The organism is Collinsella sp. TM06-3 (assembly GCF_003436395.1).
Classification (GTDB): Bacteria; Actinomycetota; Coriobacteriia; order Coriobacteriales; family Coriobacteriaceae; genus Collinsella.
Genome location: NZ_QSPG01000023.1, coordinates 1 through 23,621 on the forward strand (window position 1 = coordinate 1; position 23,621 = coordinate 23,621).

27 protein-coding genes and 4 tRNA genes are annotated in these 23,621 nt (G+C 61.2%); 5 read left to right on the plus strand and 26 right to left on the minus strand.

The window, feature by feature from the left end; genetic code table 11:
* The first annotated feature begins 53 nt into the window (after positions 1 to 53).
* Entirely contained in the window at positions 54 to 482 is a 429-nt protein-coding gene (locus DXD56_RS08320; RefSeq protein WP_147325198.1) for a hypothetical protein, read from the plus strand.
* A gap of 219 nt (positions 483 to 701) precedes the next feature.
* Complete coding sequence (locus tag DXD56_RS08325) at positions 702 to 920, plus strand: hypothetical protein (protein ID WP_147325199.1); 219 nt, start codon at positions 702 to 704, stop codon at positions 918 to 920.
* Between the two features lie 12 nt (positions 921 to 932).
* Here DXD56_RS08325 and DXD56_RS08330 read toward each other — a convergent pair whose 3' ends face one another.
* From DXD56_RS08330 to DXD56_RS08350, 5 genes are all read right to left on the minus strand, one after another.
* Positions 933 to 1,172 (minus strand): hypothetical protein, encoded by a 240-nt coding sequence (locus DXD56_RS08330; protein WP_117640869.1) that lies wholly within the window; start codon positions 1,170 to 1,172, stop codon positions 933 to 935.
* A 12-nt stretch (positions 1,173 to 1,184) separates the two neighbouring features.
* Complete coding sequence (locus tag DXD56_RS08335; protein ID WP_117640870.1) at positions 1,185 to 1,589, minus strand: hypothetical protein; 405 nt, start codon at positions 1,587 to 1,589, stop codon at positions 1,185 to 1,187.
* Positions 1,590 to 1,789: 200 nt separating this feature from the next.
* Positions 1,790 to 2,158 (minus strand): hypothetical protein, encoded by a 369-nt coding sequence (locus tag DXD56_RS08340; protein ID WP_117640871.1) that lies wholly within the window; start codon positions 2,156 to 2,158, stop codon positions 1,790 to 1,792.
* Positions 2,159 to 2,284: 126 nt separating this feature from the next.
* On the minus strand, positions 2,285 to 3,184 hold the full coding sequence (locus tag DXD56_RS08345) for a hypothetical protein (RefSeq protein WP_117640872.1): 900 nt from the start codon (positions 3,182 to 3,184) through the stop codon (positions 2,285 to 2,287).
* 2 nt (positions 3,185 to 3,186) lie between these two features.
* On the minus strand, positions 3,187 to 3,435 hold the full coding sequence (locus tag DXD56_RS08350; protein WP_117638267.1) for a hypothetical protein: 249 nt from the start codon (positions 3,433 to 3,435) through the stop codon (positions 3,187 to 3,189).
* 379 nt (positions 3,436 to 3,814) lie between these two features.
* Here DXD56_RS08350 and DXD56_RS08355 point away from each other — a divergent pair, with 379 nt between their 5' ends.
* Entirely contained in the window at positions 3,815 to 4,162 is a 348-nt protein-coding gene (locus DXD56_RS08355) for a hypothetical protein (protein ID WP_147325200.1), read from the plus strand.
* Between the two features lie 6 nt (positions 4,163 to 4,168).
* Complete coding sequence (locus tag DXD56_RS08360) at positions 4,169 to 4,699, plus strand: DUF6273 domain-containing protein (RefSeq protein WP_255413151.1); 531 nt, start codon at positions 4,169 to 4,171, stop codon at positions 4,697 to 4,699.
* Positions 4,700 to 5,219: 520 nt separating this feature from the next.
* Here DXD56_RS08360 and DXD56_RS08365 read toward each other — a convergent pair.
* From DXD56_RS08365 to DXD56_RS08460, 20 genes are all read right to left on the minus strand, one after another.
* Positions 5,220 to 5,296, minus strand: a tRNA-Pro gene (locus tag DXD56_RS08365).
* Positions 5,297 to 5,376: 80 nt separating this feature from the next.
* Positions 5,377 to 6,588: a bifunctional phosphopantothenoylcysteine decarboxylase/phosphopantothenate--cysteine ligase CoaBC gene (coaBC, locus tag DXD56_RS08370; protein WP_233503114.1), complete on the minus strand. Its 1,212-nt coding sequence runs from the start codon at positions 6,586 to 6,588 to the stop codon at positions 5,377 to 5,379.
* A gap of 3 nt (positions 6,589 to 6,591) precedes the next feature.
* Positions 6,592 to 7,311 carry a zinc ribbon domain-containing protein gene (locus tag DXD56_RS08375; protein WP_117637010.1) on the minus strand — a complete coding sequence of 240 codons (720 nt, stop codon included), beginning with the start codon at positions 7,309 to 7,311 and terminating at the stop codon, positions 6,592 to 6,594.
* A complete protein-coding gene (locus tag DXD56_RS08380) occupies positions 7,308 to 8,117 on the minus strand; it encodes a Nif3-like dinuclear metal center hexameric protein (RefSeq protein WP_117640874.1) in 810 nt (269 codons plus the stop codon). The genes DXD56_RS08375 and DXD56_RS08380 overlap by 4 nt, the downstream gene beginning before the upstream one ends.
* Entirely contained in the window at positions 8,114 to 9,292 is a 1,179-nt protein-coding gene (locus DXD56_RS08385) for a cysteine desulfurase family protein (protein WP_117640875.1), read from the minus strand. Before DXD56_RS08385 ends, DXD56_RS08380 begins: the two co-directional genes overlap by 4 nt.
* Positions 9,293 to 9,298: 6 nt before the next feature.
* Positions 9,299 to 9,970 (minus strand): ribulose-phosphate 3-epimerase, encoded by a 672-nt coding sequence (gene rpe / locus DXD56_RS08390; protein ID WP_117640876.1) that lies wholly within the window; start codon positions 9,968 to 9,970, stop codon positions 9,299 to 9,301.
* Positions 9,971 to 9,988: 18 nt separating this feature from the next.
* Entirely contained in the window at positions 9,989 to 10,996 is a 1,008-nt protein-coding gene (locus DXD56_RS08395; RefSeq protein WP_117640877.1) for an NAD(P)H-dependent glycerol-3-phosphate dehydrogenase, read from the minus strand.
* 9 nt (positions 10,997 to 11,005) lie between these two features.
* Positions 11,006 to 11,689, minus strand: a complete 684-nt coding sequence (plsY, locus tag DXD56_RS08400) for a glycerol-3-phosphate 1-O-acyltransferase PlsY (protein ID WP_117640878.1) — start codon at positions 11,687 to 11,689, stop codon at positions 11,006 to 11,008.
* The gene (gene der / locus DXD56_RS08405; protein ID WP_117640879.1) at positions 11,682 to 13,016 is read right to left on the minus strand and encodes a ribosome biogenesis GTPase Der; all 1,335 of its coding nucleotides are present in this window, start codon (positions 13,014 to 13,016) and stop codon (positions 11,682 to 11,684) included. Before der ends, plsY begins: the two co-directional genes overlap by 8 nt.
* Before the next feature lie 10 nt (positions 13,017 to 13,026).
* Positions 13,027 to 14,469: a DUF512 domain-containing protein gene (locus tag DXD56_RS08410; protein ID WP_117640880.1), complete on the minus strand. Its 1,443-nt coding sequence runs from the start codon at positions 14,467 to 14,469 to the stop codon at positions 13,027 to 13,029.
* Between the two features lie 2 nt (positions 14,470 to 14,471).
* Complete coding sequence (locus DXD56_RS08415; RefSeq protein ID WP_117640881.1) at positions 14,472 to 15,368, minus strand: 4-hydroxy-3-methylbut-2-enyl diphosphate reductase; 897 nt, start codon at positions 15,366 to 15,368, stop codon at positions 14,472 to 14,474.
* Between the two features lie 2 nt (positions 15,369 to 15,370).
* Positions 15,371 to 16,099 carry a lysophospholipid acyltransferase family protein gene (locus tag DXD56_RS08420; RefSeq protein ID WP_117640882.1) on the minus strand — a complete coding sequence of 243 codons (729 nt, stop codon included), beginning with the start codon at positions 16,097 to 16,099 and terminating at the stop codon, positions 15,371 to 15,373.
* A 3-nt stretch (positions 16,100 to 16,102) separates the two neighbouring features.
* Positions 16,103 to 16,789, minus strand: a complete 687-nt coding sequence (gene cmk / locus DXD56_RS08425; RefSeq protein ID WP_117640883.1) for a (d)CMP kinase — start codon at positions 16,787 to 16,789, stop codon at positions 16,103 to 16,105.
* Positions 16,790 to 16,855: 66 nt separating this feature from the next.
* Entirely contained in the window at positions 16,856 to 17,821 is a 966-nt protein-coding gene (locus DXD56_RS08430) for a pseudouridine synthase (RefSeq protein ID WP_117640884.1), read from the minus strand.
* The gene (gene scpB / locus DXD56_RS08435; RefSeq protein WP_117640885.1) at positions 17,808 to 18,536 is read right to left on the minus strand and encodes an SMC-Scp complex subunit ScpB; all 729 of its coding nucleotides are present in this window, start codon (positions 18,534 to 18,536) and stop codon (positions 17,808 to 17,810) included. Before scpB ends, DXD56_RS08430 begins: the two co-directional genes overlap by 14 nt.
* 11 nt (positions 18,537 to 18,547) lie before the next feature.
* A complete protein-coding gene (locus tag DXD56_RS08440; protein WP_117640886.1) occupies positions 18,548 to 19,357 on the minus strand; it encodes a ScpA family protein in 810 nt (269 codons plus the stop codon).
* A gap of 84 nt (positions 19,358 to 19,441) precedes the next feature.
* Positions 19,442 to 20,125: a site-2 protease family protein gene (locus DXD56_RS08445; RefSeq protein ID WP_117640887.1), complete on the minus strand. Its 684-nt coding sequence runs from the start codon at positions 20,123 to 20,125 to the stop codon at positions 19,442 to 19,444.
* 9 nt (positions 20,126 to 20,134) lie between these two features.
* Positions 20,135 to 20,431 carry a hypothetical protein gene (locus tag DXD56_RS08450; protein WP_233524970.1) on the minus strand — a complete coding sequence of 99 codons (297 nt, stop codon included), beginning with the start codon at positions 20,429 to 20,431 and terminating at the stop codon, positions 20,135 to 20,137.
* Entirely contained in the window at positions 20,418 to 22,451 is a 2,034-nt protein-coding gene (locus tag DXD56_RS08455; protein ID WP_117640888.1) for an ABC-F family ATP-binding cassette domain-containing protein, read from the minus strand. The genes DXD56_RS08450 and DXD56_RS08455 overlap by 14 nt, the downstream gene beginning before the upstream one ends.
* Positions 22,452 to 22,526: 75 nt before the next feature.
* A tRNA-Ala gene (locus tag DXD56_RS08460) sits at positions 22,527 to 22,599 on the minus strand.
* 618 nt (positions 22,600 to 23,217) lie between these two features.
* Between DXD56_RS08460 and DXD56_RS08465 the strand changes: the two genes are divergently transcribed.
* Positions 23,218 to 23,293: transfer RNA gene (locus DXD56_RS08465), tRNA-Ile, on the plus strand.
* Between the two features lie 209 nt (positions 23,294 to 23,502).
* On the opposite strand, the gene DXD56_RS08470 is transcribed toward DXD56_RS08465, so the two are convergent.
* Positions 23,503 to 23,575: transfer RNA gene (locus DXD56_RS08470), tRNA-Ala, on the minus strand.
* Positions 23,576 to 23,621: the final 46 nt, after the last annotated feature.

Genomic DNA, 23,621 nt, shown 5'->3' on the forward strand with positions numbered 1-23,621 from the left:
CTCGCAGACGCTCAAGCAGGAATACCTCGATACATACGAGGGAGATGAATGACATGATAGGCAAGAGCTATGCAAAGATAGCGATTGTTGGCTTTGTACTTTGTCTTGCAATGGTGCTAAGTGCATCATTTGCGAGGTATAGGTCCGAACAGTCGTTCATCGATGGCGCTGAAAATGGGTTTGGCATAGACGGGATGTATGTCAACGATGGCGCGACCAGGCCGTCTATGGCGATTCTTGCAGGCGAAGACATGGAATGGCAAATCTGTAATGACGATGGCTCTTGTATGAGTGGTCGTTTGGCCGCAACGAGCGACCCGAATTCGTTCGATCTTCTCGACAATGATGGAGCGGATTGCGGTTCTGTTCACCTTTCATATGCATCGCGAGACGGGATGGACGGCATCCTCTACGTCTCCCACGAAAATGGCAATTTCAAGATGCGCAGGACTAACCGGGTGCCGGCTTTTATCGAGGAGTGAGAGTTCCCGGCGGCCTGCCGATCAGACCGCCGGGGTATCGAATCCCGCATTCATCCGTACACACACGGATGGATGCGGGAAGTGTCCGGATGAAGTTGATAATCAAGGAAACAAAACCGTTCTGCCTGGGACGGCTTTGGCTTGGACTTTAACTACAACATCGCAATCGACACTTATCAGCTCGCGCAACGCGCATGGCCAAATCTCGGACGCTGGTGCATGGAGGACCTTCGAGATTTACTGGACATCCAAAACGACGACGCACACCGCGTGCTCGCCGACTGCGAAGACGAGATGGCTGTCTACAATGCGATCAGAAACGGCGTGAAGTCCGGAGAGCTTTCTGTGGAACCGCCGCGCCGTCGCGCGAGCCGACCGGGCAACCCGGGCAATCTGGTCTCGGCTCTCCCGGTCGTATTCCTACGATATCGCCCCTAAATCACCAATGTGTCAGATAAAGAATGATGCAATGGTTATGATCAAGCATACGGCGGATGCGGCGACTGCGCCTTTTTTCCTCTCCTTTAGTCCGACGAATAGGGTTGCCGTAAAGTAAAGGGCGGAAAGGCAGTCTATGGCAAGCAAAACGAGTTCCTTGGGCGGTTTCAGCAAAAGGTCGCTAGCAAATAGTAATGCAAGCAGGGCAAAGCCGATTGTGACCAAGTATCTCGATTGATTTTGCGACAGCATGGCAACTTCCTTTTAGAACATGTAAGTGAAAAGTCGGTACGATGCCATTGCGGTTGCAAACAAGCCGCCGCCAAGACCGGTTGTCACGAGACCGGCGATAACTTCAGCGGTGCCAGCAAGGTAGGGATCGCGCAGGCAAGACTCCTCCTTCGCGTTCAGCTTGACCTTGTGAGGGACGGTGCGGTTATTTGCAAATCCGTGAGAATCGGACCACGCCTTGGAATATGAATCCGTGCAGCGTCCGCGCTCAAAAAGGGATATATCGTATTTTTCATCGTAGTTGTCTCCGACGTAGATCTCGCTGCTCTCGGCGGGAGACCCCTCGTCGGCATAGGCTGCCGCAACGGGCACAAATGGTGTCATGACAAGGGAGAGGCAAAGAGCTGCTGAGACGATGGAGGGCAGGCATTTCTTCATGGCTGGCTCCTTAATCTGGCCTTTGATAGTTACTTGATGTCGCCTCCTTCCGCTTTATATCCGTTGTATTTGGCGTATTTCTTTAATAAGGCAAGAGGTTCTTCCTCTCCTTCGGATAAGCCGATGATGTTTCCTTGATCATCCAGTATGAATACGGACGGAATATGCTCAAGTTCATATTGGTCATACACGGTCTTATCTTAATCTATGTATATGGGAAAGTCTCCTTCATGGACCGAGGCTTCTTCAATTGTGCTGTCCTCGGAAACAGTGAAAAGGTTCTTCCTTAAGGCTGCGAAATTATCAAGTTGTTGCATATCTTCTATGAGAGATTCGCAGTGCTGACACCACGATGCCCAGAACATCAAGATATTTTCCTCATTAGGTTTTAGCTTGTTAAAATAATTGACGTTTCGGCCGAGGCTGAAATTTTGGCCCATTTTAATGGACAAAGATGAGGGATAAGCATCGTGTTGCGGTTTGATATTGACGGCGATTAAGGCGGCGAAACACGTCAGAGTCGCCAGGGTCAGTAAGGCGATAACGCATTTTCTCGGTTTCCAGCTCATGACAGATCCCTCTCTCATGGTGAAACGCATACGTTTTGAAACGGGATACCGCTTCGATTCGTTCCGGACGCGGATGTGGACGTAACTGGTCTCGGTGCCAAGTGCGATTTCAGTGCTGTATATGACTTAACGGGAATGTCCGAGCAGTGTCGGAGTCTCCATCTGGATTGTTCCGACTGGAACATCAGCCCGAATACACTGCATAGCGACTCCAACAAGAACGTCCCCGGCGTAATCCTTCCCAAGGCCCGCGACGGCTATCTTCTTCCTCCGTTTCGAGAGGTTCGCAATCTTCATGCCGGCCTCTCTTGCCTTCTCGCCCGAATCCCCGTAGCCCTGCTCGGCCAGCCTCTCGAGGCTCTCCTTGGCGGCTTCAGCTTCCTTCCTGTTGCCCTTCTCGAGTATCGCGACGCTCGTCTTGTAGACCCTGTCCCTTCTGGATTCATCCAGGAACGCGGCATCTTCCAGATCCGCCATTTTCTCGCGCACGGCGCCGCAGTTCCAGCAGGTACCGCGCTTGAGGTTCACCGCACCGCAGCCGCACTGCCACCACCCGTCGTGTTCGGAATGGACGCCCGCGCATTTGAAGGTATCGGCCCCCATCTCGGAGAGCAGGACATCGCGTTCCGACTCCTCGACCCCGTTGAGTGCGAGTGGCGCGGGGCTATCGATGTCGATCGGGTCGCCGAAGGAGGTCTCGCCGTCCGCTCGGGTCACAACGGCACGCGAGCCGGTGATAACAGACAGCTTGATTCTCACCGCCTTGGGCCTGAGCACCTCGCCGGCGGGCAGGTCGGCATCTAGGAGCGAGAAGTCGACGGTCTCCGTCTCCCCTCCCTCGCCCTCGAGCCCGACAGTGAACTCTATGCGGCTGATGGGTTTCGTCGATACGTTGACGATCTTTGTTTGGAGGAAGCAGGCTCCCATCTCGGTGTCTCTGGAAACTTGGATGGCTAACATCCTGACAGGGCAAAGCTCCTGCCAGGAGGGATTGGCGTCGCGGTAGGCGATCTTGTATTTCGACATTACTACACCTCGGGCAGGGCGTCTTCGTCCCTTTGTGCGCTGGGCGCCGGTGCAGCTCGGTCGGGCAGAGCGCAGACGATCAGGCCGACCATGAGCGCGGTGCCGAAAAGGCCGATGAACCAGAGGATTCCCGCGCCATTGGTGTAATGCCCCTTGGCCCTGGCAATCTTAACGAGCTCCGCTACGCCGCAGATGTTGGCGGCGATCGCCAAGAGAGGCAGGAAGAAGATTATCAGCTCCAGGCTTCTCATTTTTAGTCCCTTCTTCTCGACCGCCCGCCTCGACACCGGCGGTCCTCCGTAACTTCCGGTAACACCAATTCTGCTGTCCTTACCTGCGAATTTGTTGAGCAACAAATTCGATTGTGTGAGCGGTCGGTTAAGCTGCGCAGACGTTGGGCTAATTACTCTTTGCCGCTGCGGCAAGTCCAGCGCAACCCATTGGAATAGTCCTACGCTCAAGCCGTTTCTATTCACCCTGAGCGAATGGAGTCGCATATTCATGCAGCGGCAATTAACCTTCGGGGGGGGGGTATCTCCTAGAGGTATCCGCCTTCGCGGGCAATCTATCATCGAGTACGTCCTGATTATCGCGGTCATCGGCCTGGTGATCGTGTTCGCGGGACCCAGCGTGGCCGGGGCCATCCGAAACCAGTTCAACCTGGTCGGCAACACGGTGAACAGCGGGGCGACCGGTGGCGTCGAGGACGGTGGAACATCCGGTGGCGGCTCCACAGGGGCCGATTCCGCGACCGTCCAGGCGGCCATCGCCAAGGACGCGAAGGACTGGACGCTCGGTGAGCAGAAGGCCGTGGCAGAGGACATCGCCACGAAGGGCAAGGCGTCTCCCGCCTACGCCAAGGCGAAGGCCGCCATGGATGCCGGCACCAAGTTCACGATGAAGCTCACCGATGGGAAGACGCTCGAATACCGCATCATCGGCATCAACCATGACGATTTGGCCGACGGCTCGGGCTAGGCGGGGCTGACGTTCCTCACCACCTCGACGGGTATTTCGCCCCGCATGAACGCCACCGACACCAACGCCGGTGGCTGGGAGAAGTCGGAGCTCCGTGCGAAGATGAACTCCGGCGAGATCTGGAGCCTCATGCCGCCCGATTTCCAGTCCAAGGTGAAGACCGTCAGGAAGCTCACGAACAACGTCGGCGGAATCGATAAGAACGCCGCCGTAACCGCGACCTCGGACAGGCTGTTCCTTCTCAGCTACTCCGAGATCGCGCCCTGCACCTCCCATTGGACCTCCGACTTCACTTCCCTTTGGGCCTCTGACTACCCCTGGAGTTCCTCCGAGGGTAGCCAGTACGAGGCCTTCAAGGGCAAGGTGACGAATAACGATAATCCCAACTCTGCCATTGCCATTAGCAGCTTATGGTGGGAGCGTTCGGTGTTACCGAAACTTTCTGCGTACTTCCTCGACGTCACCGGCACTGGCAGGCCGTCGCGTGGCGACGACGCGAGCGCTTCGCTTTGCGTCTGCCCCGCTTGGTGCTTCTAGCCTGGCTTCTAGCTTGTCTAGCGAAAAGCCTGCGCAACTTCGCGCGGGCTTTTCTTTTGGCGGTTACTCGAACGGTCTGATGTTCGTGGCACAGGTAGTCGGGTTGAGGGGAAATGGGGTCATACAGCGGCTCTCAGAGCGCCCGCCGCACTCCCCCGCCATTGCCCTGCGGCGTCCTCGTATAGAGCCCATCCTGCTTGGCGTTTCGTTGCAACAGCCCACATGTCCACCGATCAAGTGAACTACTGGAATAAAAACAGCGACACGCTTGTCCGTTATAGTCGCTATATCTGTGTTAATCGCCGCGATAAATACAGCCTGTACTCGGCTGCATACCAGCTACGCGTATGTAGATTCATATCGCGTTAATAAATCGGCTCAAGCGTGTGCAAAACGCGCAAGTAGCCGCAAAAAGCGAGTATCGCGCAGGTAGATTTTTGACACCCTGTTGCTTACTTAATATTAAGCAATTGCTTAAAACAAAAAAGGTCAGGCACTAGGTGCCTGACCTGCAAACTTCTGGTCGGGACGACTGGATTCGAACCAGCGACCCCTTGACCCCCAGTCAAGTGCGCTACCAAGCTGCGCCACGTCCCGAAGCTTTTGTTTGTTGCTCTGCTCTCGCTCGCAACAGGGAATATATTAACCCGAAACTTTAGACTTGTGCAAGAACTTTTTTACAAATTTTGAAGCAAGTTCAAAATTGTATCTGCGAGCTGGGGTTTTGTTAGAACGGGAAGTTCTTGCGTACCCGTTGTGCTCACAATCCAGGCTTTGTTAGTGTCGGTTCCAAAGCCTGAATCGGCGCGCGAGACATCGTTGGCGATAATAACATCGCAACCCTTGCGGACAAGTTTGCGCTGCGCGTACTCCACGACGTTATCGGTCTCGGCCGCAAATCCGATCACGCATCGCTCGCCTTTCTGACGCGAGAGCTCGGCCAAAATATCGACCGTTTCGACGAGCTCGATTCGATCCAGGCGCTCGTTGGCCTTTTTGAGCTTATGGTCCGCCGGGGCCGCCGGCGTGTAGTCGGCGACGGCGGCGGCGCAAATGGCCGCGTCGGCCGTCTGGAAGGCGCTCAGCGCTGCCTTGAGCATTTCTGAGGCGGTCTGTACGTGCACGCACTCCACGCCGTGGGGAACGTCGAGCGATGTCGGTCCCAGCACGAGCGTGACGGCGGCACCGCGACGTGCGGCCTCCCCCGCCAGGGCGATACCCATCTTGCCCGAAGAACGGTTGCCAATGAAGCGCACGGGGTCAATCGGCTCATGCGTGGGGCCGGCGGTAATGACGATGCGCTTGCCCGCCAGGTCTTGTTGCACGGGATTGAGCACCTCGCAGACGGCCTCGACGATGTCCTCGGGTTCGCTCATGCGCCCCGTGTCCACGTCGCCGCAGGCAAGGTAGCCACTGCCGGGTCCCACCACGCGGACGCCGCGCTCGCACAGCGTGGCCATATTGGCCTGCGTGGCCGACGCCTTCCACATGCCATTGTTCATGGCCGGCGCGATAACGACGGGCCGCGGTGTCGCAAGCAACGTTGTGGAGATGAGGTCATCGGCGATGCCGTTGGCCATCTTGGCGATGATATTGGCCGTCGCGGGCGCCACGACCACCAAGTCGGGCTCCTGCGCCAGCGAGATATGGTGGATGGGGTCAGACGGGTCGTCGAATAGCCCAACCGCGACCGGCTCATTGGTGAGCGCGCGGAAGGTGAGCGGCCCCACAAACTCAGTGGCATGCTCGCTCATGACGACCTTGACGTGCGCGCCGCGCTTTTGGAGCAGGCGCACGATATTGCACGACTTATAGGCGGCGATCCCGCCGGTAATGCCCAGCAGGATCGTTTTTCCCTCAAGTTGCATTGAATTGTTGGGTGCCGCCATCGTTTAAGCTTCCTTGCTCGGGAGCACCAGCAGGCGGTGGCAGTACGGGCAGTGCGTAATCTCGCTACCGTCGTGGTTGAGGTCGCTCATGGACGATGCCTGCAGCGCGGTGTGGCAGACCGTGGGGATGTTGCCCTTGATGGTCTCGACGGCCAGGCCGCGGAACTGCTTGAGCAGACGTTCGTAATCGGTGAGCACGTCGGTCGGCAGCGTGGCGGCAAGGGCGGTGCGCTCCTTGGTGGCGGCATCGATCTGAGCCTGCAGATTGGCAGCCTTGGCGCGGGCAGCCTTGGTATCGGCCTTCACACCCTCCTCGAACTTGGCGATGATGGCCTGCGCGCGAGCCTCTCGGTCAAGCGCTTCCTTATGGGCGACGACGACGTCCTTGCGGGTGTGCTTGATCTTGTCCAAGCGCTTGGCCAGGGTGGCGAGCTCGTTCTCCAGGTCCTGAACCTCGCGGTAGTCGGAGCCGTCCACGTGGCGCTTCTTGGCGGCCTCGATGGCGTTGTTGGTCTGAATCTCGGTGGTGTTGAGATCGTCGAGCTCAATGTCCAGATCCTTGCGCTGGGCGTAGAGCTTGGTCATCTCGGACTTGAGCTTCACATAGGTCTTGCGCTTGGAAGCGAGCTCCTTGAGCTCCGGCATATTGGCAAGTTCGCTCTTGTTGCGGGCGAGCTCCAAATCGATCTGTTGCAGCTTGAGTAGCGTAGCGCCGGCGCTCATAAGTTCTCTCCTTTTGTCACAGTCCACCATTGGCAAGGGTTCAGTATTTTAATCGCATGACGGGGGTCGACCCCGGCGTCAACCGCAGAGTTCATCAAGATATCCACGAACGGCTCCTCGGAGCGATCGTGGCCGAGCAGGATCACCGGCAGCCCGCGTAAAGCAAGGTCTTGCGCCACGTGATAGCCCGCCTCTCCGGTCACGATGACATCCGCAGCGGCGGCGATGGCAAGTTCGCCAAAGTCACCCAGCGAACCGCCCAAAATTGCGATGGTTCGGCACGGGTGATCGGCCTCGCCCCACACGCGCGGGTCGCTGCCAAACGCCGCTGCGGCGCGTGCGGCAAGGTTGTGCAGGCTGCAGGGGTCGTGGAGGGTCGCGAGTACGCCCAGTCCGCAGGCCTCGGGGTCGTCCTTGCGCTCCAGCGAGCTCATGGGCTCTGCGCCCAGCAACTCGCTCAGGCGAACGCGCGCTTCGTGCGAGCGGTCCAGGTTGGTGTGAAGCGAGATGATGCTCACGCCGCAACGAGCCGTCTCGTACAGCGTGGCGCTGCACTGGGGACGCGCGGGATCGGCCGGACAAAAGGCCTCGGGCGCCTTGATATAGATGGGATGATGCGTCAGCAGCACGTTGGCGCCGGACTCCAGGGCGCGGTGCACGTTGGCCTCGGTCGCGTCGAGTGCGCAGGCAACACCAGTGATCTTGGCAGCGGGATCTCCCACAGATAGCCCAACATGATCCCAGCCCTCGGCGTCCGCCTTGGGGTAGCGTGCCAGCAGCGCACGTTCAAGCTCGGAGACGATCATGCGGCGCCTACGATCGAGAGCAGCGTCTGCGCGAACTCATCCAGGTCGGCAGGGTTCACGCGGTCATCAAACGAGATGCGCAGTGCGCCTAGCGCCTGCTCGCGACCAATGCCCATGGCACTGAGCACGTGGCTCGGGTCCATGCTGCCGCTCGAGCAAGCCGATCCGGCCGAAACCTCAAAACCGGCGGCATCGAGCTTGATGATGAGCTCTTCGGAGTCCATGCCGTCAACGTAGATCGAAACCATACCTGGCAGACGATCGGCCTGCGCGTAGTCGCCCATCGTGGCGTGAATGCGAGGATGGACCGTAAGCGTGGCGTAGAGCTTGTCGGACAAGGTCTGCAGTTCCGCGCGCTCCTGGGCCACGCGGGGCGCCAGCGTGCAGGCGGCAGCGGCAAAAGCCAGCTGCGTGCGCAGATCCTGCGTACCGGCGCGACGGCCAGCTTCCTGTCCACCGCCAAAGATGCGCGGACGCAGCGGCGTGCGGCTCTTAAGGTAGAGCGCGCCGGATGCCACAGGGCCGCCGATCTTGTGCGCGGCAACGGTCATGGCATCGACGCCCAGCTCGGTGACATCGAGCGGAATATGCAAGTAGCCCTGGATGGCATCGGTATGAAACAAGGCGCCGGCAGCATGTGCGGCAGCGGCCAGCTCGCGGATTGGCTGCACCACGCCGGTCTCGTTGTTGGCGACCATAATGCTCACGAGCGCAACATCGTCGCCTAGCAGCTCGACAAGAGCGGCAGGCTCAATGTAGCCCGCGCGGCAGGGCTGCACCATGTCGACGGTAAAGCCGGCGGCACGCAGGAGCGGCAGGTTGTCCAAAATCGAATCGTGCTCGATGGCCGAAACGATGACACGGTCGTGCTTGCGATCGCGCTGACGAGCGCCCTCGGCAAGACCGAGCAGCGCCAGCTGGTTGGCCTCGGTGCCGCCGTTGGTAAGGATAATCTCGGACGGGCGAACGCGTGCGCCAAAGCTACGGGCGATCTCGCGACGGGCGACTTCCAGGCGTGCAGCGGCCTTGCGGCCAAGCGAGTGCAGTGAGTTGGGGTTGACGCCGGCAAGCTCGCTGTCGTCATATTCGCGCTGCGCAAGGCGCGCCTCGGCGCGCATGGGCGTCGAGGCGGCATAGTCAAGATTCACGGGTATGCGGTTTTGACCTGCAGTCATAAGGGTTTATGCCTCCTGTGCGGCCTCGTTGCCCAGTTTCTGCAGCAGCGCAACCTCGGCAGCGGGATCTTTGGACTTAAATACGGCAGAACCGGCCACGAGCACGTTGGCGCCAGCCTTGACGACCTCGGCGATGTTTTTGGAAGAGATGCCGCCATCGACCTCGATCAGAGGCGACACGCCGTGGCGCTCGCACATGGCCGTAAGCTCGTGCAGTTTGGCAATAGTACCAGGGATAAAGCTCTGGCCGCCAAAGCCAGGGTTCACGCTCATCAGCGGCACCATGTCGACAACGTCGATGATGCTTTCGAGCACGCAGACGGGGGTGGCGGGGTTGAGCACCACGCCGGCCTTGACGCCGCGCTGCTGCAGATGCGTGAGCGTGCGGTGCAGGTGTGTGGAGGCCTCGTAGTGCACGGTGATCATATCGGCACCGGCGTCGGCGTACCAATCAACCGTCTCGTCGGGGTTCGACACCATCAGGTGCGCGTCGACCGGCACGTCGGTGGAGCGCTTGACGGCCTTGAGGATGTCAACGCCAAAAGTCAGGTTGCCGGTAAAGTGACCGTCCATGACGTCGAAGTGCACGTAGTCGGCGCCGGCGATCTTGTCGAGCTCGCCCTTGAGGTTGGCCATGTCGGCCGAAAGGACGGAAGGAGCGATTTTGATAGAACCCATGGTAGATGCCTTTCTGCGCTAGTCGGTGAGTCCGTAGAACTCATGCGATGGGACGCGATCGGTAAGAATCTCGAGCGCCCTATCCAAAGTAACACCGTTGTAGAGCGTTTGCTCCACGGCAAAGGTGAGCGGAATGTCTACGCCCAGTGAACGGGCGAGCTCGCTCACGCTGCGGGCCGCGACGGCACCCTCGACCACCATATGCGTGCGTGCCTGGTACTCGTCGAGCGACACGCCGTGAGCGAACTCGTAGCCAAAGGTGCGGTTGCGCGAATGCTCGGAGGTGCAGGTGGCAATAAGGTCGCCCATGCCGGCAAGTCCCATACAGGTCATGGCCTGGCCGCCGCGGGCATGCACCAAGCGACTGATCTCGGCCAAGCCGCGCGTCATGATAAGGGCGAGCGTATTGTCGCCCGCGCCCGAGCCGGCGGAGATGCCGCACACGATGGCGATGACGTTTTTCATGGCGCCGCAGACCTCAACACCGGTCATGTCCTGCGACAGATAGATTCGGAAGGCCGTGGAAAGCAACAGCTCCTTAAAGGTCTTCCCCACCTGTGTGTCTTCACTGGCGATGACGGCGGCCGAAAGTCCGCCACGGCAGATCTCCTCGGCATGGTTGGGGCCCGAAAGCGCCGCCACGCGCGACTCGTTGCCGATCTCGCTGGCGATGACCTCGCTCATGAGCAGGCCGGACTCGGGCTCAATACCCTTGGTAAGACAGAGCGCCGGGGTGTCGGCGGCGATAAAGGGTGCCGCCTGGTGACAGACGTCGCGCAGATGCGTCGAAGGCACGGCAAAGATGATGGCCTCGGCGCCGTCGAGCGCCTGAGCCAGGTCCGTCGTGGCGACGACATTTTCCGGCAGCTCGTAGTCCACCAGATACCGGGGGTTGCGATGCTCGCCGTTAATGCCGGCGGCCGTCTGCTCGCTATGGGCCCACATGGTCACGCGCTCGGCTCGCGCGGCGGCAAGGCCGGCGACGGCGGTTCCCCAGGAGCCGGAGCCAATCAGCGCAACATTCATGACTCTCTCCTACTTATCGTCGGGCTCGGTGACGCGCTTGGTAAACGAGAGTTTGGACTCCTTACCCGTCATGAGCTTTTTGATGTTCGCACGATGGGCCCACACCACGGTGATGCCGATCATCGCCATGCAAAACTTGAGGCCCAGGCTGCTGTACGGAAAGACCGCGCAGACGGCGATGGGAAGACCGATGGCGGCGGCAAGTGAGCCCACCGACACGTACTTGGTGATGGCGACGGTCACAATAAACATGCCCAGCAGCGACAGACCAATGGGCCAGTACCAGGCAAGAATCACGCCCAGGCCCACAGCGATACCCTTACCGCCGTGGAAGTTAAGGTAGGGCGAGAAGATGTGTCCCCACACGGCAGCCAGGCAGATGAGGCCGAGCATCCAGTCGCCGGCGGCACCGGGAGCCATGATGCTCACGGGAAAGCCATAGCCCACGCTCGCGATGAGCGAACGCGCGATAAGGACGCAGATGGCGCCCTTCAGGCAATCGAGCAGCAGCGTGAGCGCGGCCACCTTGGGGCCGGCCACGCGCAGGGCGTTGGTGGTGCCGATGTTGCCGGAGCCCGCTTTGCGAATATCGGTGTGGTTGAACACGCGGCCCAGGATCAGGCCAAACGGAATCGCTCCGATAAAGAACGATACCACGGCGCAGATGGCGGTCAGCAGAATCGGATTAAGCATCCTTTTGCTCCTTCTTCCTAAAGAAGAGTCGGATGGGCGTACCGGCGAAGTTGAAGGTCGAGCGCATGCGGTTCTCCACGTAACGCTGGTAGGTGTCATTGACCAGGTCGCTGTGGTTGACGAAGAACGTGAACGTCGGCGGGTTGACGCCCGTCTGGGTCACGTAGTGCATGCGCAGGCGGCGCTTGCCGTCCACCACGGTGTGGCCAAACTCGCGCAGGTCGGTGAGGAACGTGTTGAGGCGCGAGGTGGAGATCTTTTGCGAACGCGTCTTCTCGGCGGCGTCGACCATGGCCCAGATCTTCTCGACGCTGCGACCGGTGAGGGCAGAGATGCGCAGGTACTGGGCCCAGGGAGCCATGACACCCAGACGGCGGTCGACGGTCTCCATGCAGGCCTCGCGCTTGCGGTCATCGTCGAGCAGATCCCACTTGTTGAGCAGCACCACGATGGCACAGCCGCGCTCGATGGCAAGACCCATGACCTTCTGGTCCTGCTCGGTGACGCCCACGGAGGCATCGACGACGAGCAGCGCCACGTCGGCGCGGTCGATGGCGCGCAGGCCGCGGACCATGGAGTAGTACTCGATGTTCTCGTACACGGTGCTCTTTTTGCGAATGCCCGCGGTGTCGACCATACGGTAGTGCTTGCCGTCGCGCTCGACGACGGTATCGATGGCGTCGCGCGTGGTGCCGGCAATGTTGGACACGATGGAGCGATCGGCGCCCAGAATGCGGTTGAACAGCGACGACTTACCGGCATTGGGGCGGCCGATGATGGCCACGTTCAATGCATCGGGGAACTCGTCGGAGACCTCGTCCTCTTCCTCCGGCAGCAGCGCCACGATGTCGTCGAGCAGGTCGCCCGTGCCATGGCCGTGTAGGGCCGAGAGCGGCGTAGGCTCACCGATGCCGAGCGAATAGAACTCCCAGATGTTGTCGTTCTCGCGATCGGGGTTGTCGAGCTTGTTCACCAGCAGAAAGACCGGCTTGTCGCAGCGCTTGAGCATACGGGCGACTGACTCGTCCTCCTCGGTGACGCCGGTGCGGCCGTCGACCACAAACAGGATGACAGCGGCTTCCTCGGCGGCGGCAAGGGCCTGGTCGCGGATGGACGTGGCAAAGACGTCGTCGCTCTTGAGCGGCTCGATACCGCCCGTGTCGACGATGGTGAACTCGCGGCCGTTCCAATCGGCCGTGTGATACGAGCGGTCGCGCGTGACGCCGCGGGACTCGTGGACGATGGCGTCCGAGGTCTGGGCTAGGCGGTTAACGAGCGTGGACTTGCCCACGTTAGGGCGTCCGACGACGGCGACGATAGGTTTCATCTGCTCTCCTTTAATGGGTAGGGTCAGCGGAATTAGTAGAGTCGGCAGGCACAATGCCAAGGATGTGCTCCAGGGTATCGAGCAGCTCATGCGGCATGGTCGACACCACATGAATCTCGGCGCCGCGACTGGTAAGGCTTGCGAGTAAATCGTCACGATGATACTCGTCAAGCGTCATGCCGTCAGCGTTGAACATGAGCTTAGGCACAAAGAGCATAACCCCCGACAGATCTTGCGGCAGCTGCTCCAGGATATCGCTCGCGACGATGAGTCCGGTCACGTCCACGTTGCCGCCAAAGTAGCGGTTTTTGATGGCTGTGACGGTGCCGGCGAGGCCGTGCGGCGATTCCACAAAGCGCGCGACCGTATCACGCGCGCTGGCGCCCGAGAGGCACAGCAAGCGCTGGCCACGGGCGGCGATTCCCTCGCGAACGCGGGTCAGGCGCTCGGCATCGGCGGCGAGCACGTTGTCGGTCTCGTCCAGATAGGAGCGGATCATGCCGATGCCGTCATAGTACTGCGGGTAGCCGTCGTAAAAGTCTGCCTCGGGCGGCTCGATGCCGGCGTCCAGATAGAACTCGTCGCTCATCTGGAAGGTGTGGCGGCCAAAGCGCTCGAAGGCACGGTCCTGGAAAGGCCGGATCATGGCAATGGTTTCGCGTGCGAGCTCGGGCTTATCGCTGTAGGACCAGCTAAAACGGTTCTGATGCTTGGTAAAACCGAGCGGCACAATTCCCAGGCTCGTGATCTGTTCGTGATCCTCGCAAAAGCGAAGCGTCTTTAGCAGTTCTTCGCCGTCGTTCATGCCGGGGCACAACACGATCTGCGCGTGAATCTCGATGCCGGCTGCCATGATGGCCTCGAGCACGTCCATGCCGCGCTGGGCGTTGCGGCCCATCATGCGGCGGCGAATATCGGGGCTCACGGCGTGGACCGACACGTTCATCGGACTCATGTTGCGGTCGATGACGTTTTGCACGTCCTCGTCGGAAAGGTTCGTGAGCGTGACAAAGTTGCCCTGCAAAAAGCTTAGGCGGTAGTCATCATCGCGAATGTAGAGCGTGGAGCGGCCGCCCTTGGGCAGCATCGTCATAAAGCAGAACACGCAGGCGTTGACGCAGGTACGCATGCCGTCAAAGATGGGTCCATCGAACTCAAGGCCCCAATCCTCGCCGGGAAAGCGATCGAGCTCCACGGGGGTGACGGTGCCGTCGCGCGGGTCGAAAACCTCCAACTCCACGGTGTCTTCGTCGGCCTCCCAGAGCCACACGATCATGTCGGTGAGCCGCTCACCGTTGACCGTGAGCACGCGCATGCCCGGCTCGATACCCACATCCCATGCGGGCGATTCGGGACGCACGTTCTTAACGAGCGCGCCCTCACCCGGCTCGGGGTCGCGGCTGCGCCCGTAATCGGCCACCTCGGTGGCGTATGCGGGTACGGTCTGGTCCATGATTAGCGGCAAAGCTCCTTGATGCGCTCAACGGCGCGTTCGATGTGTTCTTGCGGGGTGGAGGCTCCGGCGGTGATGCCGATGTGGCGCGCGTCGGCAAACCATGCGGCCTCGAGCTCGGAAGCTTCCTCGATGTGATGCGTGTGCTCACAGGCATCAGCGCAGATCTGTGCCAGGCGACGCGTGTTGCCCGAGTTCTTTCCGCCCACAACGACCATGCAATCACAGCGGTTGGCGAGGGTTGCGGCTGCCTGCTGGCGCTCGCTCGTGGCTGCGCAAATGGTGTTGATCACGCGCAGTTCCTGCACGCGTGGGGTGATGGAGGCCACAACCTCGGCCAGGTTCTGCGCGGTCTGGGTGGTCTGCACAACCAGACCCACCTTGCCCTTGAGTGGCAGCGCGTCCGCATCGGCAGCACAACTCACGACTTGAGCGTCATCACCAGCGTGGCCAAGAATGCCCTCGACCTCGGGGTGACCCGGCTCGCCCACGACGATCACACGGTAGCCCTCGCGCACTAAGCGCTCGGCAGCCAAATGGACCTTCTTCACGTAGGGGCAGGTGGCGTCGACCACGTCGAGGGCACGCTCGCGAGCGGCCTCGATTACCTGCGGCACCACGCCGTGAGCGCGGATGATCACGGTGCCCGATGCGGCGTCGTCCAGGGTCTCGGCCAGACCGACGCCCGCCTCGGCGAGCTCGCGTACCACGATGGGGTTATGAATGAGCGGACCCAGTGTGTGGACCTGAGTGCTCTCGTCTGCCTGCGGCGCGGCGGCCAGCGCCATGTCGAGCGCGCGCTGTACGCCGTAGCAGGTGCCCGCGTGGGCAGCGATCTCGATGGTGGGGACGACCTCCTCAGCGGCGGCCGCAGCGGTATTCATGACGTTCTCACCCATGGCTAGAACCTGCCCGGGTGCTCGGCGCACAGGTCGTCGCGCATGGCGTAGACGCGGCCCATGGCCTCGGACTCAAACCAAGACAGGCGCTCCTTGCGCTTGAGCTCGGCCGGAGCATCGGATAGCGAGATGGCCTTGCCGGCGCGGATCCAGCACTTTTTGGGGCGCATGAGCTTTTTGCCCTTAGGCGTAATGTCGGACCAGCCACAAATGGCGAGTGGGTTGACGGGCGCCTTGCCCATCTGGGCGATGAGCGCAAAGCCGCCGTGGACCTCGGGCTTGATCTCGCGCGAGCGGATGCGCGTGCCCTCGGGGAAGATCAGGACGTCCTCACCGCGCTGCAGTGCATGCTGTGCGGCGCGCAGGCACTTCATGTCGGCGGTGCCACGCTCGACGGGAATGCCGCCCACGCGGCTAAAGGCCCAGCGCACAATCTTGCTCTTGGCGAACTCGGACTTAAAAATGGGGCGCACACGGCGGCCGCCAAAGAACAGTGCCGTCTCCACGGCCAGCAACTCGGCCATCGAGGTGTGGTTGCAGATGACCACGCTGCCGCGGCCTTCCTGGCGCTCAAACAGCAGGTCGACGTCTTCGACCTTCCAGCGCCACATGAGCTTGGAGAAGACCCACAGAATAGCCATGACCACGACGACGGTGCCGCGGATGAGCGCCGGGAACTCGGCGTAGGGGGCGTTGTAGTAATCCTCGGGCGTCTGCTTAAACAGGCGCATGGGCTACCTCCTTTGGTTGATGAGGCCCTCGATTATCGAGACGACCTCGTCGATGGTGTGGGCGGTGGAGTCGACGTGCACGGCGTCCTCGGCGGGCACGAGCGGTGCGACCTCGCGGCTGCTGTCGAGTTTGTCGCGCTGCTTGAGGGCGTCGAGGGTTTCGTCGACCTCGGTCTCGAGCTGCTCGGTGCTGAGCGGCTGAGCGTCGTTTTGGTGGCGTTGCAGCACGCGACGACGGGCGCGCTCGCGCGGGTCGGCGGTCAGGAAGACCTTGACCTGCGCGTTGGGGAACACGACGGTGCCGATGTCGCGACCCTCGGCCACGATATCGCGGTCCTCGGCGGCGCGTCGCTGATGGATGAGCATGGCGGCGCGTACGCCCGGGTAGGCCGAGACCTTGGAGACATTGGCGTCTACCTGCGGGGTGCGGATGGCAGCCGATGCGTCCGCACCGTCGATGGTCAGGCGCGTGTCCTCGCCGGTGCCGTTGGTAAAGCGGATCTCGATCTGTTCGGCGAGGGCATCGATGGCCGCCTCGTCGTCCAGGTCGATGCCGCGGTCGAGCGCGGCGAAGGTGACGGCGCGATACATGGCGCCCGTGTCGAGCTTGTTAAAGCCCAGTTGGCGGGCGATCTCCTTGGCGATGGTGGACTTGCCGGAACCGGCGGGGCCGTCGATGGCGACGATCATGCAATGCTTCCTTTCGGTGGTTGACGTGCTGGTATGGTACGCGGACGCTACGGCTTGGCGGACTGGCTAGCCCGTGTAGCGCTCGCGGTAGGTGTTGCGCTTGGGTGCGGAGCCGTGGCTGCCGTGGTGACGCGTGCGGATTGCGGGGGTTTCCAGGGCCTTGTCACCGCGCTTTGAGCTGGCCTGCTTGGGCGGGATGCCGCCGGCCTTGAGGACCTGTACCTCGCGGTCGGTGAGCTCGCGCCATGAGCCCTTGGCCACGTCCTTGAGCTCCAGGCCGGCAAAGTTGCAGCGGTGCAGGCGGATCACCGGGTGGTGGATCTTGCTCAGCATGCGCTTGACCTGGTTTTTGCGGCCCTCGCGGATGATGACCTCCACGGCGGTGGTGCCGGGCTTGACACCTTGCGGAGCCACGGCCTCGGCCTCGCGCGCGTTGATGACGCGGCAGATCGCCGGTTGGCACAGGCCGTCATCGAGCTCGATGCCGCGGCGGAGTGGTTCCAAGTCGCGATCGGTCAGGTGGCCGTCCACGAGCGCCTGGTAGGTCTTGTAGACGTGCTTGCTTGGGTGTAACAGGTCCTGCGACAGGTCGCCATCGGTGGTAAAAAGCAAAAGGCCCGTGGTGTCGCGGTCTAGGCGACCCACCGGAAAGAGCCCCGGAAAGCGGTCGCGCGGGACCAGGTCGGCCACGCAAGGGCGCTCCTGCGGATCGCTCATGGTGGTGAGGTAGCCGGTCGGCTTGTAGAGCATCAGGTACACGGCACCTTGGTTGAGCTTGACGGGCATGCCGTCGACCTCGATGTGGTCGCGGTCGACGTCGACCTTGGTGCCCAGCTCGGTCGCGACCTGGCCGTTGACGGTCACGCGGCCGGCGGTCATCAGGTCCTCCGAGCCACGGCGGCTCGCCACGCCCGCTCGCGCCAAAAAGCGCTGTAGGCGCATCGTGTGTGGGTAGACGGGCTGGGCGTCGGTCGCGGGCGCACCCGAGACGCCGGCGATGTGCGTCTCCCCTACTTCGTTAGTCCTCGTCATGCGAACCCTCCGAGGCCTCGTCGACGACCAGGGTCTCCAAGTCCTCGACTGCCTCAACATCTTCAACATCGGTATCGAGCAGTTCGCGCTCTTCGTCCAGGTCCTCGGCCTGCTCCTCAAGCGTGGACTGAATGCTGCGGCCGCTCAGGCGCTCGCGGATAAACTGGCGCGACTGCTCGTCGGGGGCAAACTGTTCCAGATCGGGCAGGTCGCGGGTGGAGCGCAGGCCGAACTTTTCCAAGAAGGCATTGGTCGTGCCATAGATGATGGCCTGACCGCGCTCGGGGTCGCGACCGAGCTCGCGCACCAGACCCTTGTCCACGAGCGACGCGATGACGCCGTCGGAGTTGACGCCGCGGATGCCCTTGACCACCTCGCGCGTGACGGGCTGGTGGTAGGCGATGACGGCCAGGGTCTCGAGCGCCGCCTGCGACAGCTTTTGCGTGTCCCAGCTCAGCACGTAGGCCTCGACCACATCGTGGTAGGCGGGGTGCGTGAACAAGCGCCAGCCACCGGCGACCTCGCGCAGCTGAAAGCCACGGTTGGCCTCCTCGTACTCAACCTTGAGCTCGGCCAAAAGCGATGCGCACTCGCCGGGGGCGATATCCAGCGCACCTGCCAGCGCGGGCGCGCTTACGGGATCGCTCGACACCAGCAGCAGCGCCTCGAGGGCGCCTTTGAGGCTGTTTGCCTCTAGCGTGGAAAGGGTTGACATGGTTGCCGCTCCTATTCGGTGAGCTCGGGGCCCTCGCCGGGCACGTATGCCTCGGCGCCCTCGACGCGGTTGATTTGAATGGTTCCAAAAATCTCGTCCTGGCTTAGCGTGAGCGAGCCGCGTTTGGCGAGCTCGAGCATAGCCAGGAAGGTGACGACGAGCTGCTCGGTGGTGGCGTCGCCGTCCAGCAGCTCGCGAAAGGTGCAGGTTTGATGCGCCATGGTAAAGCGGTCGACCGAGGCCACCGTCAGGTCGAGCGGCACGCGATGCGGTGCCACGTGCTCGGCTTCCAGCAGGAAGGTCTGGCGCTTACCGTCCAGGTCGGCGCAGATGACGGCGAGGCCGCGCAGGGTGATGCCGGCCAGATAGTCGGGCATAAGGCCCAAGAACTCGGGGTCGGGGCCGGCCACGCGCGGATGCATGCGGCTCTCGGCCTGCATGCGCGCGCCAAGGGCAGCCGCCGCGCCCTTAAACTGTTTGTAGGCGATCAAGCGCTGGATCAGGACCTCGCGCAGGGCATCGCCGTCGAGCGCATTGAGTTCCTCGAGATCTTCGTCAAATTCGTCATCGTCGTCAGCTGTGCGCGGGGCCTCCTGGGGCACCAGCGAGGCGGCCTTGATGTCCAAAAGGGTTGCCGCGACCAGCAAAAAGTCGCTCGCCACGTCCAGGTCAAGCGCCTCGATGCGCTCGACCTCGGCAAGGTATTGCTCGGCCACCTCGCTGATCGAGATGGCGCCGATATCTACTTTTTGGCGAGTTACCAGCTGCAGCAGCAGGTCGAACGGTCCGCTGTAGACCTGCGTCGACACGCGATACGACATCTTCGACCTCCTTTGACGGCGCCTTCGCGGCGCGGTTTGGGTGCATGTTGAGACCGTTTTGCACGGTCGACCTGTAAGTTTACCCTAGATGCCGGCGATTGCGAAGTCGAGCAGCCACTCGGCCAGCGGATACACGGTAACGTCGAAATAGCGGCCGATCACGTCGATGCCGGTCCACATGGGCAGCAGGTACAGCACGATGATGAGGATCGGCATGGCGTATTGCTGCAGGCGGTAGTAGTTGGCGAGCGCATTGCCTTTGAGGAACGGCACGATGATCGACGAGCCGTCGAGCGGCGGAATCGGGATGAGGTTAAAGAACGCGAGCGACAGGTTGACCACGATAAACGTGGCACCGAAGTTCATGATTTGGGACGCCACGGCAAAGGACATGCCGGCGTAGAGGTTGCCATATGCAGCGTGCATGAGCGCTGCAGCGAGGCACGCGAGTGCGATGTTCGACGCGGGGCCCGCAGCGCTCACCAGGACCTCGTCGCGCTTGGGGTGCTTGAGGTTGTTGAGGTAGACGGGTACCGGCTTGGCGAAGGCGAACACCGGGCCGCCGGCGGCGAGCATGAGCAGCGGCAGGAGGATGGTGCCAAACGGGTCGATGTGGTTGAGCGGGTTAAGCGAGACACGGCCGCGCGAACGGGCCGTCTTGTCGCCGAGCGCCCAGGCTGCGGCGGCGTGCGCGCTCTCGTGGATGACAATACCCACGATGACGGCAACGGCGCTGGCGAGCAGGTTCAAGAGGTAGCTGCTGGACATGGCGCTCCCCTAGCGGACGCGGCGCGAGGCGCGCGTGAGCAGGTAATCGGCCACAAACAAAATGACGGCCACGATGGCGTAATCAAGGCGGAACACACCGCCAAAGGGTGACGTGATGACGCCGTAGCCGGCGATGGCGCTCGGCAGGGCGCGCGAAAGCTCAACGACAAAGCCCACGATCTGTAGCTTGGCGGTGAGGCCGCTAAAGCACAGCAGCACGGTCATCGCGCTCATAAAGATGCCGCAGATGCGACAGACGATGGCAATGATGCTCATTGCCACGGCAGCAGCCTTACGAGAGTTCACGCGCGGTCTCCTCTTCGATCTGGGTGGAAAGCTCGAGCCATTCGTCCTCGAGCTTAGGTAGCTCTTGCTTAAGGCCGTTATATTCCCCCAGCGCGGCGTTGAACTTGTCCTGATCGGCATAAAGCTCTTCGCTTGCCATCAATTCCATAAGCTCGTCATAGCGGGCGCGCTTTTTGTCGAGCTCCGCCTCGATCTTCTTGAGCTGGTTGCGCACGCCCTTGAGCTTTTTGTTGAGCGCGGCGCGGGCCTGGGCCTCGGCGCGCTTTTGCTCCTTGGTCTTTTTGCCCTCGGCAGGCTTGGAAGCGGTGGCGGGGGTGTCGGGCTGGGCCGCGGTGACCTTAGCGGACTTGGTCGCGGCCGGTGCACTCTCCCCTGCCGCCTCGGCGGCGGCGCGGGCTGCGAGGTCCTCGCGCTTGTAGAGGTAGTAGTCGTAGTCTCCGTCGTAGACCGTGACCTTGCCATCGCGGATGTCAATAATGCGGTTGGCCACAGCGCGTACCAGGTGCTCGTCGTGGCTGATCAGCACGATGGTGCCGGGGAAGTTCTGCAGGGCGTTCTCGAGCATGTCCACCGAGTCGATGTCCAGGTGGTTGGTGGGCTCGTCCAGGCACAGGAGCGCCTCGGGGGCCACGAGCATTTTGGCCAGGGCCAGACGCGCCTTTTCGCCTCCGGAGAGGACGCGAACCTGCTTTTCGATGGAATCATTGTCGCTAAACAGGAAGGCGCCCAGCAGGCTGCGCTGCTGCGGCACGGTCCACTTGGGCGTGACGGTGTCGATCTCTTGCAGGACGGTATTGGACTCGGTCATGCCCTCGAGTGCGTGCTGGGCGTAGTAGGCCACGCCCACGTTGGTGCCCAGGTCCCGGGTGCCGGTGGTGGGCGGCTCCAGGCCGGCGAGGATCTTCATGAGCGTGGACTTGCCGGCGCCGTTGGGGCCGACGAGCGCCACGTGCTCGCCGCGGTAGAGCTTGAGGTCGATATCGCTGTAGATGTGCTTGTCGCCGTAAGACTTGGACACGCCCTCCAGACCCACGACCATGTCGCCCGAGCGCGGCGGGTCAGGGAACTTAAAATCGATGTGCTTGTGGCCCTCGGGCAGGATGACGAGCTCCTTTTTGATCTGCTCGATCTTTCGGATGCGCTCCTGAGCCTGGGCAGCCTTGGTGGGCTTGTAGCGGAACTTGTCGACGAAGACCTGCATGTGGGCGATGTCGCGCTCCTGGGCGGCGCGCTTGGCGCGCATCTGCTCCAGGTTGTCCTCGCGCTGCTTGAGGTAGCTGCTGTAATTGCCGGTGTAGGTGGTTACGCGACGGTTTTCGAGAGCGGCGACGTGGTCGACGCAGGCGTCCATGAAGGCACGGTCGTGACTGACGATGAGGACGGCGCCGTCGTAGTTGGCGATAAAGCCGCGCAGCCACTGGACGCTTTCGAGGTCCAGGTGGTTGGTGGGCTCGTCCAGAAGCAGCAGGTCGGGGTGGCGCAGGAATAGCTTGGCGAGTGCGATGCGCATCTGCCAGCCACCCGAGAACTCGGAGCACGGGCGCTCAAAGTCGGTGACCTTAAAGCCCAGGCCGGAAAGGATCTTGCGGGCGTTGCTCTCGAGCTCGTAGCCGCCCAGGTGCTCAAAGCGGTCCTGGACCTGGCCATACTCGTTGAGGAGTGCGTCGACGTCCTTGCCCTGATCGGAGAGCTCGGTGATCTGGGCCTGCAGCTCGTTGGCGCGCTCGCCCATGCGGCGGATTTCCTTGGCGGCGGCCATGACCTCGGCAAGGATGGTGGTGTCCTTTTGCTCCAGATTAGTTTCCTGCTCTAGGTAGCCTACCTGGCAGTCCTTGGCGTACTGGACCTGGCCGGCATCGGGACTGTCGATGCCCATGATGATCTTGAGCATGGTGGTTTTGCCAGCGCCGTTGGGGCCCACGAGCGCGAAGCGCTCGCCGGGGTTGATCTGGAAGGATGCGCCGCTAAAGAGGACGCGCGCGCCGAAGCTTTTTTCGATCTTGTCGACCAGGAGGATCATGGTGCCGCCTTTGACCTTGTGTGCCTATATGAAAAAAGGCCCCAACTTGCGTTGGAGCCTCATTCAATGCTCGGGTGGAGACGAGGGGGATCGAACCCCTGACCTCTTGACTGCCAGTCAAGCGCTCTCCCAGCTGAGCTACGCCCCCGTGCGAAGAAGTACTATACGGGAACTCGGACCACGATGCAAGGACATTTTTGGAAAAATTTTCGCGAGTGTCGGCGCGCACGGGACCGCGCCAGCCCGCGGGGCGCCTGGCCCCCGCACAGCCCGTACGCCGGCCGACTTGGCGCGTGGAACACGACGCGCCCCGTTCAACAGGGTTTTCCGTGCGCCGCCAGTCCCATTATCGGGTCCGATTGCGAAGCGCCCCTCCCCAGCGCCTCAGAACCATGCCGGTTTACTACGATAAATCAGGAATGTCCAACCACGCACGCCTTTTCGTGCAACCGGCGGGCTACCTACCTGCGGTTTTGCAAACGGAGAACACACGGTGCTCGGGGGTCGCCGATTCGTCGTAGTAAACCGGCATGGTTTTGAAATGGCATCAGGTTGATTTCACGCAAAAGTGTGTTGGAGCCCTGAATTAAAGGCCTTAAATTTTTTAGATCGCGTCTTTTCTGCGACGCGCCTAGAATTGCTGTTGATTAGCATCGGGCTTGATCTTGCGTTGTGCGACTTGCTCGTGCATGGTAGTATTTCACGTCGTGAAGCGAAGAAATTAGGTCTGAGTTGCCTTTGTTAGAATTGCATTCACTGTTCATAAGGGCTCTTGGCGCAACGGTTAGCGCAGGGGACTCATAATCCCTGGGTTCTGGGTTCGAATCCCGGAGGGCCCACCAGAGAGTTTTAAGGCCGGGCGTTACGCCTGGCCTCTTTGTTATTGGTGCTGCGGACTAGCTTTGCCATCCACAGACGTAAAGTTATTAACATTCATATTCATGATTAACAATGGATATGTAGCCAAGATGCTGCCCAGCCAACAGATGTGTAAATCGATTAATATGAAAATAGGCCCCAACTTGCGTTGGAGCCTAGTTCAATGCTCGGGTGGAGACGAGGGGGATCGAACCCCTGACCTCTTGACTGCCAGTCAAGCGCTCTCCCAGCTGAGCTACGCCCCCGTGCGAAGAAGTACTATACGGGAACTCGGACCACGATGCAAGGACA

Bases quoted from the DNA above. Each gene is read 5' to 3' on its own strand.
- DXD56_RS08415 (WP_117640881.1), bottom strand. From the start codon at position 15,368: ATGGGTGAGAACGTCATGAATACCGCTGCGGCCGCCGCTGAGGAGGTC.
- rpe (WP_117640876.1), bottom strand. From the start codon at position 9,970: ATGGGTTCTATCAAAATCGCTCCTTCCGTCCTTTCGGCCGACATGGCC.
- DXD56_RS08420 (WP_117640882.1), bottom strand. From the start codon at position 16,099: ATGCGCCTGTTTAAGCAGACGCCCGAGGATTACTACAACGCCCCCTAC.
- DXD56_RS08325 (WP_147325199.1), top strand. From the start codon at position 702: ATGGAGGACCTTCGAGATTTACTGGACATCCAAAACGACGACGCACAC.
- coaBC (WP_233503114.1), bottom strand. From the start codon at position 6,588: ATGGCGGCACCCAACAATTCAATGCAACTTGAGGGAAAAACGATCCTG.
- der (WP_117640879.1), bottom strand. From the start codon at position 13,016: ATGAAACCTATCGTCGCCGTCGTCGGACGCCCTAACGTGGGCAAGTCC.
- DXD56_RS08430 (WP_117640884.1), bottom strand. From the start codon at position 17,821: ATGACGAGGACTAACGAAGTAGGGGAGACGCACATCGCCGGCGTCTCG.
- scpB (WP_117640885.1), bottom strand. From the start codon at position 18,536: ATGTCAACCCTTTCCACGCTAGAGGCAAACAGCCTCAAAGGCGCCCTC.
- DXD56_RS08385 (WP_117640875.1), bottom strand. From the start codon at position 9,292: ATGACTGCAGGTCAAAACCGCATACCCGTGAATCTTGACTATGCCGCC.
- DXD56_RS08350 (WP_117638267.1), bottom strand. From the start codon at position 3,435: ATGAGAAGCCTGGAGCTGATAATCTTCTTCCTGCCTCTCTTGGCGATC.
- DXD56_RS08335 (WP_117640870.1), bottom strand. From the start codon at position 1,589: ATGAAGAAATGCCTGCCCTCCATCGTCTCAGCAGCTCTTTGCCTCTCC.
- DXD56_RS08455 (WP_117640888.1), bottom strand. From the start codon at position 22,451: ATGATCCTCCTGGTCGACAAGATCGAAAAAAGCTTCGGCGCGCGCGTC.
- DXD56_RS08345 (WP_117640872.1), bottom strand. From the start codon at position 3,184: ATGTCGAAATACAAGATCGCCTACCGCGACGCCAATCCCTCCTGGCAG.
- DXD56_RS08395 (WP_117640877.1), bottom strand. From the start codon at position 10,996: ATGAATGTTGCGCTGATTGGCTCCGGCTCCTGGGGAACCGCCGTCGCC.
- plsY (WP_117640878.1), bottom strand. From the start codon at position 11,689: ATGCTTAATCCGATTCTGCTGACCGCCATCTGCGCCGTGGTATCGTTC.
- cmk (WP_117640883.1), bottom strand. From the start codon at position 16,789: ATGATCGTCGCCATCGACGGCCCCGCCGGTTCCGGCAAGTCCACCATC.
- DXD56_RS08375 (WP_117637010.1), bottom strand. From the start codon at position 7,311: ATGAGCGCCGGCGCTACGCTACTCAAGCTGCAACAGATCGATTTGGAG.
- DXD56_RS08340 (WP_117640871.1), bottom strand. From the start codon at position 2,158: ATGAGCTGGAAACCGAGAAAATGCGTTATCGCCTTACTGACCCTGGCG.
- DXD56_RS08410 (WP_117640880.1), bottom strand. From the start codon at position 14,469: ATGGACCAGACCGTACCCGCATACGCCACCGAGGTGGCCGATTACGGG.
- DXD56_RS08380 (WP_117640874.1), bottom strand. From the start codon at position 8,117: ATGATCGTCTCCGAGCTTGAACGTGCGCTGCTGGCACGCTACCCCAAG.
- DXD56_RS08440 (WP_117640886.1), bottom strand. From the start codon at position 19,357: ATGTCGTATCGCGTGTCGACGCAGGTCTACAGCGGACCGTTCGACCTG.
- DXD56_RS08320 (WP_147325198.1), top strand. From the start codon at position 54: ATGATAGGCAAGAGCTATGCAAAGATAGCGATTGTTGGCTTTGTACTT.
- DXD56_RS08445 (WP_117640887.1), bottom strand. From the start codon at position 20,125: ATGTCCAGCAGCTACCTCTTGAACCTGCTCGCCAGCGCCGTTGCCGTC.
- DXD56_RS08330 (WP_117640869.1), bottom strand. From the start codon at position 1,172: ATGCTGTCGCAAAATCAATCGAGATACTTGGTCACAATCGGCTTTGCC.